General features: G+C 31.3%; 13 protein-coding genes. 2 read left to right on the top strand and 11 right to left on the bottom strand.

Annotated elements, in window-relative coordinates; translation table 11 throughout:
- A partial coding sequence (locus tag BMZ74_RS13420; protein ID WP_143070182.1) for a transposase family protein occupies window positions 1-224 on the bottom strand: 224 nt, incomplete at its 3' end.
- A 316-nt stretch (window positions 225-540) separates the two neighbouring features.
- Between BMZ74_RS13420 and BMZ74_RS13425 the strand changes: the two genes are divergently transcribed.
- Window positions 541-1,443, top strand: coding sequence for an AraC family transcriptional regulator (locus BMZ74_RS13425; RefSeq protein WP_089862726.1), 903 nt, complete (start codon window positions 541-543; stop codon window positions 1,441-1,443).
- Here the strand turns inward: BMZ74_RS13425 and BMZ74_RS13430 are convergent.
- The 8 genes from BMZ74_RS13430 to arcA all read right to left on the bottom strand — a co-directional run bounded on the left by BMZ74_RS13430 (window position 1,440) and on the right by arcA (window position 10,145).
- Complete coding sequence (locus BMZ74_RS13430) at window positions 1,440-1,865, bottom strand: NusG domain II-containing protein (RefSeq protein ID WP_089862727.1); 426 nt, start codon at window positions 1,863-1,865, stop codon at window positions 1,440-1,442. The genes BMZ74_RS13425 and BMZ74_RS13430 overlap by 4 nt on opposite strands.
- 50 nt (window positions 1,866-1,915) lie before the next feature.
- Window positions 1,916-2,533, bottom strand: coding sequence for a carbonic anhydrase (locus BMZ74_RS13435; RefSeq protein WP_089862728.1), 618 nt, complete (start codon window positions 2,531-2,533; stop codon window positions 1,916-1,918).
- 90 nt (window positions 2,534-2,623) lie between these two features.
- Window positions 2,624-3,628, bottom strand: coding sequence for a DUF2157 domain-containing protein (locus BMZ74_RS13440; RefSeq protein WP_089862729.1), 1,005 nt, complete (start codon window positions 3,626-3,628; stop codon window positions 2,624-2,626).
- Window positions 3,629-3,802: 174 nt separating this feature from the next.
- Window positions 3,803-5,191: a methyl-accepting chemotaxis protein gene (locus tag BMZ74_RS13445; RefSeq protein WP_177181455.1), complete on the bottom strand. Its 1,389-nt coding sequence runs from the start codon at window positions 5,189-5,191 to the stop codon at window positions 3,803-3,805.
- Between the two features lie 182 nt (window positions 5,192-5,373).
- Window positions 5,374-6,309 carry a carbamate kinase gene (gene arcC / locus BMZ74_RS13450; RefSeq protein ID WP_089862731.1) on the bottom strand — a complete coding sequence of 312 codons (936 nt, stop codon included), beginning with the start codon at window positions 6,307-6,309 and terminating at the stop codon, window positions 5,374-5,376.
- Between the two features lie 51 nt (window positions 6,310-6,360).
- A complete protein-coding gene (locus BMZ74_RS13455; RefSeq protein ID WP_089862732.1) occupies window positions 6,361-7,824 on the bottom strand; it encodes a YfcC family protein in 1,464 nt (487 codons plus the stop codon).
- Between the two features lie 82 nt (window positions 7,825-7,906).
- The gene (gene argF, locus BMZ74_RS13460; RefSeq protein ID WP_089862733.1) at window positions 7,907-8,896 is read right to left on the bottom strand and encodes an ornithine carbamoyltransferase; all 990 of its coding nucleotides are present in this window, start codon (window positions 8,894-8,896) and stop codon (window positions 7,907-7,909) included.
- 22 nt (window positions 8,897-8,918) lie between these two features.
- On the bottom strand, window positions 8,919-10,145 hold the full coding sequence (arcA, locus tag BMZ74_RS13465) for an arginine deiminase (RefSeq protein WP_089862734.1): 1,227 nt from the start codon (window positions 10,143-10,145) through the stop codon (window positions 8,919-8,921).
- Window positions 10,146-10,656: 511 nt separating this feature from the next.
- Between arcA and BMZ74_RS13470 the strand changes: the two genes are divergently transcribed.
- The gene (locus BMZ74_RS13470) at window positions 10,657-11,013 is read left to right on the top strand and encodes a helix-turn-helix domain-containing protein (protein ID WP_089862735.1); all 357 of its coding nucleotides are present in this window, start codon (window positions 10,657-10,659) and stop codon (window positions 11,011-11,013) included.
- Between the two features lie 147 nt (window positions 11,014-11,160).
- Here the strand turns inward: BMZ74_RS13470 and BMZ74_RS13475 are convergent, their stop codons facing one another.
- Both BMZ74_RS13475 and BMZ74_RS13480 read right to left on the bottom strand, forming a co-directional pair.
- Window positions 11,161-12,099, bottom strand: coding sequence for an NADP-dependent oxidoreductase (locus tag BMZ74_RS13475; RefSeq protein WP_089862736.1), 939 nt, complete (start codon window positions 12,097-12,099; stop codon window positions 11,161-11,163).
- 216 nt (window positions 12,100-12,315) lie between these two features.
- Window positions 12,316-12,594 carry a hypothetical protein gene (locus BMZ74_RS13480; RefSeq protein WP_089862737.1) on the bottom strand — a complete coding sequence of 93 codons (279 nt, stop codon included), beginning with the start codon at window positions 12,592-12,594 and terminating at the stop codon, window positions 12,316-12,318.
- Window positions 12,595-12,692 lie beyond the last annotated feature (98 nt).

Here is a 12,692-nt window from a genome sequence, read left to right on the forward strand (position 1 = left end):
TTCTTTTCAAGTCTAATAACTGTTTTTTTATCTCGAAGAGAAGTATCCTGAATCATTTGAGTTTTTCTATCATGAATCTTTTCTGCTTTTTTGCCGCAGACAGGACATTTAACATGATCTATTTTATAGTCAGCTACAAAAACTAAATATTCCTCCGTTTTAATTAAATCTGTTGCAACTAGGTCTGGTAAATCCATTAAATCTGTGATAAGATTATTATGCATTTGCTTGACTCCTTTATTGAATTTTTGGTGTTGTAACTATTTAATTCAACGGAGCCAGGCAAATGCCTTTTTTATTTAGATATTTTTAGATTTACAGTTTTTTCTTCACAACATTAATTATACAACCATAAAATATTATTAAATTTAAAAATAATAGTTTTCATAACACTAAATTCCTCCAATAAATAAACAGTTCAATATTACTTATAGATTGACATTGCTTAACCACTTAATTATAATTATATTGACAATATATTAAGCTAACAATAATTAAATTGCCTATTATTATAACTATAATGACATCAGGAGGAATGTTATGCAGCAAACTAGAGTTATTACTGACAAAAATGGAAAAGAATTAATAAGTAGGGGTGATTTACCTTTTCCCTGTGCTGTTTATTATTCTGATGTTAGTAAATATGTGACTGGGGATATACCATGGCACTGGCATCAGGAACTAGAGCTTTTTATAGTTGATCAGGGGGAGGTATGTACTAGATTAGGTGATAAAAGCAGTTTTATTTTACAAGCTGGGCAAGGCGCTTTTATTAATTCAAATATCTTGCACTCAATGAAAATCAGTGGTAATACTGGTTGTAAATTGATAACCTTTGTTTTTGCCAGACGCCTACTCTCTTCTTTTCCAGAAAGTATTTTTAACCAGAAGTATCTGGATCCTCTGCTAAATTGTAATTCTTTAGCTAAACTAACTTTATGTCAAAAAACAGATTGGCAGCTAAAAATCATTACAGAAATTCTTAAGGCATACCAGATTTATCAAAAAAAAGACTATGGTTTTGAAATTCTAATCAGAAATAAATTATCTTATATCTTTTATTTAATTGTAAAAAATAAACAGCTGCTATTAAATGAACCTTTGCTAACTAAAGAAAATCATAACAGTAGAATAAAAAAAATGATTGAATTCATTCATAGTAATTATCAAAAACAGCTGACTGTTGATCAAATTGCTGAAGCAGCAAATATTAGCAAAAGAGAATGCTTTCGCTGTTTTAAGCAAACTATTAACAGCAGCCCAGTCTTATATTTGCTCAAATACAGATTGGCAGTTGCTTCAAGATTGTTGAGAGAAACAAGTCTTTCTATAACTGAGATCTGTTTGAAGGTCGGCTTTAATACTCCTAGCTATTTTTCTAAAATATTTAAAAAACACATGAATTCTTCGCCCAGCTCCTATCGTCAGGCAAGTAAAATTTAATAAACAACACCATCCAGCTGAGCTGGATGATTTTTTTGCTCTGTTTCTATTTCTACAGTTAGTTTAATCGGCAGAGCAACAATCATTTGATAGCTTTCTTCAATCCAGCCCATGTTAGCATGGATGGCTCGGGGTACTATTTTTTCTGGCAGGCGATGGAGCCGAACTTTATTTTCAGCTATTTCTAGCTGACCTGAATATTCTTTTTCCTGTACTTTAAAAGAAAATTCTGCTATTTGCTGCTGTTTAGTTAAGCGATAGCGAGCTATTTTTTGATTATTAATTTTTATTACAGCATATTTAGCATAATTGTTATTATTAATTATTAAATGAGGGTAGCTAATAATAGCTGCAATTGAAATTAAAATAATAGCTATAATTAAAGTTTTGTCATAGCTGGTTAGCAGCTTAAAAATATCCATTTTAAAAATCCTTTGCAATTTAGTATTTTTACTCTAAGATTAATCGGCTTTTATTCAATTAACTCAAATTCTTTAGTTTCTTCATTATAGTTATAGACAGTGCCATTAGCAATATTATAATGCCAACCATATATTTTTAGATTATTATTTTTTAATTGTTTTGCAATATAGGGATAACTTTTTAAATGCTCTAGCTGTAGAACTATATTAGCCTGTTCAATTAATTTACTGAGTTCTTTTTTGGAATTACTTTGACTTAATTGAGGTATTTTAGCTTTAACAGGATCTGCTAGCTCTAACCACTTGTTGATGTGAGGAAGTTCCTGACTGTTTTCCTGATGTAATGCCTGGCAGCCCCCACAATTAGAGTGTCCACAAACAACTATATTATTGACTTTTAAAACATTAACTGCATACTCTATAGCAGATGTTGTAGATAAATATTCTTCTGACTGCCGAAATGGTGGGATTAAATTAGCAACATTTCTAATCATAAATAATTCTCCCGGCATAGTTTTAGTAATTAGATTAGGAACTAATCTAGAATCAGAACACCCTATAAATAAAGTATGAGGATTTTGTTTATTGCTCAATTTATTATAAAGCTTTTTATTTTTATTAAATTCTCGATTAGAAAATTTTTTAATTCCAGCAAAAAGTTCTCCCATGGTTTCCTCCTTCAAGTCTTAGCTATTATTAAAGTATTCTTATAAAATTAAATATTTCCTGCTTGAAAAATTATAGTCTAAAGAGCATGATTAAGCTTTTTTATTTAATTTTTTTTCAAGATAAAGTCCAATCGAAACAGAAATAAGTCCCAGAATTATAAAGAATAAAGATTTATACATTTTATCCCAGAAATACTCAAAATACCTTGTATAAAGGTTTAAAATTAAAAAGGTTATCGCATATCTTACAAATATTTTTTGTTTAAACCTTGTTCCAATTAGAAAAATTATTATATCAGCTGCAGCCCATAAAAGGCTAAAAAATAATAGTTCCCAATTATCATTAGTATATCCCCATTTAAATAAGTTACCATGATAGCCAATGATTGATAAAATCCATAAAGATAAATTTAAAAACAATAAGCCAAAAGCATAATAGGTTTGAACAAATGATTCTGGAATTGAAAAATCAGTTCTGGTATGGAGATAACCAAGCAAAGCAACTAGAGGACTTATAACTACAAATCTCATTGGATAACTTAAGCCCAAGAAGTATAAACCCCAACCTGATACGTAACCAGTCTTTGCTCCAAAGGAAATAGCAGCAGATGTTAAAGCAAAAACTAAAACTAAAGTATTTTTATTCAGATAAGCAATGACAAAATAAACTAGAGTAACAAGTACTAAGATACTTGTCCAGTGAACTTCATTTGTAAAAATAAGGCTGTTAATAGCAAAGATATCTGCGTTTATTAATAAACTAGCAACCGCGATTAAAGCATTACCTGTTCGCGGATAATAATGTTTAAAATCTTTTTTGCGTAATTTAAATCCATAATAATAAGCGATAAAGCATAGTACTGATAGTGCTAAAATCACAAAATAGATTGACTGGATTAAAAAAGTAATGAAAGAAATTAAGCCGATTCCAATCATAATTGCTCCAATTATTAAGGTCCATCTAATAATTGTATTGAAATCCCAGCTTTCTCTCTGATATAAAGAAGCTAAATTATTATAGAGGTTTTTTTCTATCAAATCATGTTGATACCAATCGTCTAATTCGTTTAGGATAATTTTATCTTTTTTAGCCATACTTAGCCTCCTTTAAATATTAGCAAATTGCTTATATTTATAGTTTAGGCTAAATTGTATCTTAAAATCAACTTAAAAGCAAGTTAACAATTAACTAATTAACTTTAATAACCCAAATCATTTCTATAAAATATCTATTTAGCTTATATCTATTTAATTATTAACTTATTTAATTTAAATATTTAAATCTCCCATTAAAACACCAATAATTTTATTATGATCTTTAATTGGAACTGCCAATGCAATACAGTAGTTATAACTATCTAGAGAAATATAAGGCTTAGAACAATAATAATTTCCTGCTATAGCTTTTGTAAAATAATCTCGGTGAGAAAAATCCATAGTTAAATCCTGCTCATCTAAACTAGAAGAAAAGTTCCAACCCTGCTGGTTAAAAACTGACAGCATTTCAAAGTCATTATAATTTGCAACTAATTTTTTTAATTTCTTTCTTGTTTGTTGATTATCTTTCATTAAATTAGCGTCAGATAGATCTTTTAAGATTTTTAGTTTAGCTGTAATATTATCTTTATCTTGCTGACTTAATTTGAAAGATTGCATAAAATAATTTGTTTCTTTATTTAAATTTGCAATATCCTGATGAAAATTTTCGAGATAATCATTTATCTGTATAATAAAGTTTTCTTGTTCCTGAGTATTAGCAGTAATTTCTTCCACTCCAGCTGCTAATTGCTGAGAATTAACTGTAATTCCATCCATCATATTTTTTACTTTTTCTGAAATCTCATTTTGCTTAAAAGCTAATTTTTTGACTGCTGTTATTTCCTGATTTAATTCTAACATAGAATTTTCTATTTCAGTAAAACCAGCTTTTGCTTGATTAATTTTAACTAGATCATTTTCAAAGCTAGTAGCTCTTGCTGTCATTTTAAGATTGACATCTTTGCTTTGATTCGAAATAGCAGTACTAATGTCTTTAATATTATTAGAAAAATCAGCTACTTGTTCTGATAATTGACTTATTTCATCTGCAACAACAGCAAATCCTCTGCCCTTTTCACCAGCTCTAGCTGCTTCAATAGTCGCATTTAAAGCTAGTAAATTGGTCTGACCCGATATTTCATTTATTTTAGTTACAATTTCTTCGATATTACCTGCTTGTGTATTTAAATTTGCAATATCCTGACTCAACTTATTAAATTCATTAATACTTTTTTTAACATCATTAATAGTAAGCTGAAGGTTATGATCATTTTGATTAATTATATCCTGTACTAACTGTGACTTATTTATTGCAGTTTGACAGTTATTTTTTATCTGATTAGCTAACTGCAGAGAATCTTCCATTTGCTGATTAGTTACTTCAGCTGCTTGACTCTGTTTTAACATATTGTTGCTAAATTCATCCATGGTTAAACTTGTGTTTTTAAGTGAATTTTTTACTGCTGTAATGTCCTGCTGAAGTTTTGTAGCGGATTCAAATATTTTTTCAGAAATTCGTACAGTGTAGGCAATAAATTTTCTGATTTTCTGCAGCCCCTGATTAAAAAAGCTTGCCATTTGTTTAAAGCCTTTGTGTTTAGTCTTTATTTTTATTTTCATATTACCATCAGCAAATAAGCTGAAGTTATTTTTTAATAACTTAAATAATTTGGTTTTATTTCTTAATTTAATTAATAAAATTACCAGAATTAGAGTAATAAATAAAATTAATAAATACATACACTGCCTCTTCTCCAGGGTTAAAAGAGCTGGTCTTAATTTTACCAGCTCTTACCTAAATTTTAATTATTATTTATAATTGAAGTTCCTGTTTTTCCTGCTAAAGCTTGTTCTGCTTTAGCCAAAGATGTTATTAATGCTCGATTATTTTTTTTATGTTTAACAAACTGCACAGCTGCTTTAACTTTAGGCAGCATACTACCAGGAGCAAAATGTCCAGATTTAATGTATTGTTCTGCTTCTTTAATCGTTAATTGATCTAGCCATTTTTGATCTGGTTTTCCAAAGTTAAGAGCAACTTTGTCTACAGCAGTTAAAATAAGTAATAAGTCAGCTGCTACAAGTTCAGCTAGTTTTTCACTGGCAAAATCTTTATCAATAACTGCTGCTGTGCCTTTTAAAATATTATTTTCTTTAATAACTGGAATACCTCCCCCACCACAAGTGATTACTAATTGTTGGCTAGTAATTAATTTTTTAATAATTTCTTTTTCTACAATGTCAACTGGCTGGGGACTGGCTACAACTCTACGATAACCACGGCCGGCATCTTCTCGCATTTGATATCCTTTTTCTGCTTTAAGATTAGCTGCCTCTTGTTGGCTATAGAAAGCTCCAATTGGTTTAGATGGTTGTTTGAAAGCAGGATCAGCTGGGTCAACAATTACCTGGGTTATTACAGTAGAAACTTCTTGCTTGATTTTTCTTTTATTAAGTTCATTTTTAAGTGCATTCTGAAGGTGATATCCTATATAACCCTGGCTCATTGCTCCACATTCTGGAAAAGGCATTTCTGGAATGGACTTATCAATTAAACTTTGATTTTGAAAAGCAAGTTTAATCATGCCTACCTGCGGGCCATTACCATGGACAATTATTAGCTGCTGACCAGCAGCGATTAAATTAACCAGACTAACAGCTGTTTTTTTAACTAATTCTTTTTGGGCAAGAGGATTGCTTCCTAAAGCATTACCTCCTAAAGCAACTACTATTTTCATTTTATTTCACCTCATATTTATTCATTAAATTAGATATTTTAAAAACTAAATTTAGATTATGGTAGCTAATGTTAATAAAATCATGATTGTAATCATTAAAATTAGCAGTAATTTAGCGGTAAATTTAAGCCATTTTGCATAATCAACCCTCGCAATTGCTAAAGCTCCCATAACGACTCCACTAGTTGGAGTAATCAAATTAACAATTCCGGCTGCAGATTGGAAAGCTGTTACAATTAAATCTCGACCTACGCCAACAAAATCAGCCAGGGGTGCCATAATAGGCATCGAGAGAGTTGCTAACCCAGAAGTTGAAGGCACCAAAAATGACATTGGAATATAGAAAAGATAGGCTAAGTTAACAAAGAAAAATGAATTTAGATCAGCCAGCATCCTTTCTCCCCAATGTAAAATAGTTGCTGTAATTCTGCCATCATTCATAATAACTGTAATTCCTCTTGAAACAGCAATTATTAATGCTACTGCTAACAAATCCTTGGCACCAGCTATTAAGGTATCAACATATTCTTGTTCTCCCATTCCCGAAATAAGTGCAATTACAAAAGATGAAACTAAAAATAAGATGCTCATTTCTGTAAACCAGAAATCTCCCATGGGTGGTATATTACCAAGCAGTGGTCCTAAAATAGGTGTATTTTGCAAAGCAGTATTAAATTTTTCAAAAATATTGATGTTAAATTTATAAGCCCAGGGAATAACACTAATTATCATAATAATAAAAGTCACTGCAAAAACTAATAAAACTCCCTGCCTTTTTTTAGTTAAATTTTTATTTTTATTGTTTATTTGAGTTAAAAAATGTTTGCGATTAGCCTCACGCTGATTATAAACGAGTGAATTTTCTGGATTTTCTTTTACTTTACTAGCGTAATGCATTACATAGAAGATTCCAACTGCTTCAGTTATAATAAGCAGAACAGTTCTCAAAATGATACCCTCTCCAATTGAAATGTCAGCAAAGCCAGCAGCAATTCCAGTTGAAAAAGGATTGACAGTTGAACCTAATACTCCCAGTCCAGCTCCCAGAAGGATAACTGAAACAGCAGTAATTGCATCATATCCTGCTGCCAGCATTACAGGAATAACAAGCGGATAAAAAGCAATTGTTTCTTCTGCCATACCATAAGTGGTACCACCAAGGCCAAATAAAATCATCAAGATAGGGATCATTATTTGTTCTCTACCTTTAAGTTTACTAATAACTGAACTTATACCAGCATCGATTGCACCTGTTTTCATAACTACTGCTAGAAAGCCACCAATAACTAAAATGAAGAAATCTATTTCTCGTGCTTCGTAAAAACCTTTGATCGGTGCTTTTAATATTTCCCAGACTCCCTGCCTATTTTGTTCTGTATGTTGATAGCTCTGGGGGATTGGTTTACCAGCTTGTTGCTGATACTGTCCAGCTGGTATAACCCAGGTCAAAATCGCAACTATAATAATTATTAGCATTAGAATAGTGAATGCACCTGGCATTTTAAATTTTTTCATAAGTATTATACACTCCTTACTTAAATTAAATTTTAGACTAACCTGCCTTTTCTGAGCTAGAAAGACAGGTTAGTTTTAATGCTTAACTTCCCAGTGTTGCTACTATAACAGCTTTAATAGTGTGCATTCTATTTTCTGCTTCTTCAAAAACTCGGGAATGCTGACCATTAAAGACAGTATCAGTCACTTCCATTTCTTTGATACCAAATTCCTGTTCAATTTTACTGCCGATAATTGTTTTATTATCATGGAAAGAAGGTAAGCAGTGCAGAAAAATAACTGCTTTATTTTGAGTTGAATTAATTAACTGTTGATTAACCTGGTATTTTTTTAATAATTCAATTCTTTCAGCAAAGTGATCTTCTTCTCCCATTGAAACCCAGACATCTGTATAAATAACATCTGCTCCTTTTACCTCTGCTAGATCTTCGGTTAAAGTAATTTTTGCCTGAGTTTTTTTGGCTAATTGCTGCATTTCTGCTATTAATTTTGGATCTGGCCAGAGTGATTTGGGAGCCAGAGCAACAAATTCCATACCTAATTTAGCGGCAGCAATTAAGAGTGAATTTCCCATATTGTTGCGGGCATCGCCAGCATAAACTAGTTTTATAGAATTTAAAGATTTAGTCGTATTCTCTCTGATAGTCATTAGATCAGCTAAAACTTGGGTGGGATGATAGGCATCTGTTAAACCATTCCAGACAGGAACTCCCGATTCAGCTGCCAGAGTCTCAACATCTTTTTGTTTAAAACCTCTAAATTCAATCCCATCATAAAAACGTCCTAATACCCGGGCTGTATCTTCTACTGTCTCTTTTTTGCCCAGTTGACTATTGGTAAGATTGGTCACATTTGCTCCTTCATCATAAGCTGCTACTTCAAAAGAACATCTAGTTCTGGTTGAAGATTTTTCGAACAATAATACAATATTTTTATCTTTAAGCAGCTGACCACTAATACCACTACGTTTTTTTCTCTTTAAGTCTGCTGCTAAGTCAAGTAGATAGTAAATCTCAGCAGAACTAAAATCTTTCAAAGTTAAAAATGATCTACCACGTAAATTTAATCCCATATTTTATTATCTCCCTTCTTTTTTATAAGTCTTTTCTAATTAAAGGCATGCTCATGCAGCGAGGTCCTCCCCGCCCGCGTGATAGTTCTGAACTTGGAATAACATGTACTTTAATACCATTTTCTTTTAATAACTGATTTGTAACTTGATTACGTGAATAAACAACAACTTCTCCCGGGGCAATAGCCAGAGTATTAGACCCGTCATTCCATTGTTCGCGTCCTGCATCAATTTGATCTCCACCTGCACATTTAATCAAAGATATTTGATCTAAACCGAGATATTTTTTTAGAATATTGGCCAGAGTATTTTCTTCTTCTATAATTTTAAGATTATTTTTAGAACCTTTAGTAATCGAAAATACTTTTAATTGGCCTTCAATCTGGTTATGGATAGTGAATTTATCATGGTCAACCATAGTAAATACTGTATCCAGGTGCATAAAAGCTCTTTTAGCAGGTATCTTGAAGGCTAAAATTCTTTCAAAAGTTTCTTCTTCAGCAAAGAGCAGTTTTTTAGCTACTTCTTCAATAGCTGCTGCATCTGTTCGCTGCGAAATTCCCATCGCGATAACTTTTTTATTTAAAATTAGTTCATCTCCACCTTCAATTGAACAGCTAGTATTACTTTTATTAAACCAGAGTGGAATCTCCTGATTTTTATAGTCAGGATGGTATTTAAAAATATATTCGGCAAAAATTGTTTCTCGATTGCGTACATCTGTCCGCATATGATTTAATGTAATGCCACTTCCAATGGTTGCAAATGGATCACGGGTAAAGTAAAGATTGGGCATTGGATCTAAAATGAAAGGATAGTTACTGCTTAACATATCAGTTAAGGAATAGTCAGCAATTTGAGGAAGGTCTTTTTTGCGCAGTCCAGCCATCATAGTATTAATCAAAGCATGATTATCTAGACTGGAAAAATATTCTTTTACGGCTGCTCTTACTCCGGGACTAAACAAACCAGCTTCATCAAGAAATTGATTAATAAAGCTGGCCCGGACTGCTCTATCTTTAACAACTTCAGCAATTTGATCCTCAAGATAGACAACCTCAACACCTTTATCTGTTAGTAATTTGGCAAATGCATCGTGTTCTTGACGGGCGATTTCTAGATAAGGAATATCATCAAATAAGAGACGTTCTAAGATATCAGGAGTTAAATTTTCTACTTCTTTTCCTACCCGATGTAAAAGTACTTTTTTTAATGGGGCTATCTCAGATCGGACATTTAAGGGATTCATTTAGTTTACTCCTTTCGTATTTTTAATTTCTAAATTGGAAACAAATAAGTAATTTAACTTAATTTAGAAGTTATTTGCAAAAAAAATAGGGCCAGGAAGTTTTAATTCCCGGCCCAGGGCCCCAGTTTTAAAATTAGCTAATTTAAAGTCATGATATTTTTCACAATTAATATTTACTGAATCATTTGGAGTGATCTAGATAAGTTTATCAGCTTATAAATTTATATTATCTTTAGTCAGTAAAACTTCCATAAATTTACTTAAAAAAAGCTCTGTGGTATAATTAATTATAAAGTTTAAACAGAACAGCTCCTACTGAAATCTGTTACCCTGAATTGATTAATTTATCCCCCCTTATTTTAAAGAAAAAGAACTTAGGGATAGTTCTATCCTTTTTTAGATCTGACCTTTTGTTTATTATCACCACATTGCAAGTATATTATAGTTCTATATTAGAACATTGTCAAGTATTTTTTTTATTTTAAGTATTTAATTAATTGGAGGAGTTTTTATGAGTTTTGCTAAAAATCTTAAAGAAGTCCGGCAAAATAATGGTTTAACTCAGAAAAAGTTAGCAGAATTAATTGGAGTTAAGAGATCAACTATTGCTGGTTATGAAAGTAAAAATCAGGAGCCTTCTTATCAAATTTTACTTAAAATCGCCCGGGCTTTAAATTGTAGTGTTGATTCTTTATTAGCTGCTGATTATAATGAATATCGAATAAGTGAGAGTAATATCTCACAGGAGATTTTAAATAATGAAGAGCTTAAACTTTTATTTGATAAGTTAAGGGAGCTGGAAAAAGCAGAAATTAATTTTTATCGTCGTTTAGTTGATTTTATCGAAAATGAAAAAGGTAAATTTTAAACTTTTAAGATTATAGATTATGTTTATCTAAATATTCTATTCTCTGGGCAGTAAACGAAACTTCTGGGTAATAAAAAAACCTGTAAAAAGTTTTAACTTTTTACAGGTAATAGATTTCAAAATTTGATTATTAATTTTTAATTAAACTTAATCAGTTATGTTGATGATAATTTTTCCTTTAGCATGATGAGATTCGCTTAACTGGTGAGCACTTTTAAGACCGCTTTCTGAAAAAGGGAATGTTTTGCCAACAATAGGCTTTAAAGATTTCTTTTGCATCATTTCTGCCAGAATTGATAATTCATTGCCATCGGGAATAAGCCAGTGTAGATCAGCTTTAATCCCCAAACTTTTGGCTTTTTTGTCATCAGGTTTTTGAACTATTGAAACAAGTCGTCCTCCCCTTTTGAGTACTGAGAAGCTATTTTCCTGGATTTTTCCTCCCATGGTATCAATAACTAGGTCATAGTCATCTAATTCTTTAGAAAAATCAGTTGTCTGGTAGTTAATAACTTTATCTGCACCTAATTCCTTTAAAAAATCGATATTTCTACTACTAGCTGTTGTAGCAACCTTAGCACCTAAATTTTTAGCAATTTGAATTGCAAAGCTGCCAACTCCTCCTGCACCAGCATGAATTAAAACCTTTTCTGATGCTTTAAGTTGACCAACATCTAAGAGAGCCTGATAAGCTGTTAGACCTGCTAGAGGAACAGCTGCTGCTGTTTGAAAATCTATATTATCTGGTATTAGAGCAGCTAGATCAGCTTTAGCTGTAGTGTATTCCGCATAAGTACCACGATTAGTTAGTTCAGGTCTGACAAAAACACGATCTCCAACTTGAAATTTTTCTACCTGATGACCAGTCTTGCTTACTATACCAGCTGCATCCCAGCCCAAGACAATTGGAAATTCTAGCTTTATTTTTTCTGTTAAATACCCTTCTCGTAATTTCCAATCGATTGGATTAACCGCGGCAGCTTTAATTTCAATTAAAATTTCATCTGCTGCGGGCTCTGGCCTAGCTAATTCTTTTGCTACTAATTCTTCTCTATTTCCATAATTATCAATCGCAATTGTTTTCATTTTAACACCTCTTTTGATTAGAGCACAATTATTTTTAATATAATAATGATTATCATTACTATATTAAAAATAACATGATTAAAAGCAAATGTCAAAAATTACTATTATTTTTATTGAGTATATTGAGCAAGATATTTATTAAAACCTAATTCAGTAAGTTAGTTACTCCTGCTGAATTAGGTTTTGGTTTTAATAAAATAGTTATTTATATTTTAATTAATTAGTTAATCTTTTAATTGATGTGATGTGTATATTTTCTTCCATTGGCGCAACATAGATATCAATCATAGAAGCATAATTAGGTGAGTCTGGAATTGACATTTCTGTATTACAAAAGAATTTGTAATTAGTACCTCTAACTACCTGACTTGCTACAGCAAATGGGATGTATTTTGCTCCTAATAATCCTTTTGTAGCCCTCTCAAATATCATTTGATCTTTTTCAGGAATTTCTGTTTTGAATTTTGTCCAGCCTCCACTCATCATATTATTCATCTTAATTACCCCTCGTATAATATACTTAGTGATATTGAAATATATCACCATTTAAATATAAACTTTCTTGTTTCCATTAATTTTAGATTTAGTCCCTG

Source organism: Halanaerobium salsuginis (assembly GCF_900114545.1).
Taxonomy (GTDB): Bacteria; Bacillota; Halanaerobiia; order Halanaerobiales; family Halanaerobiaceae; genus Halanaerobium; species Halanaerobium salsuginis.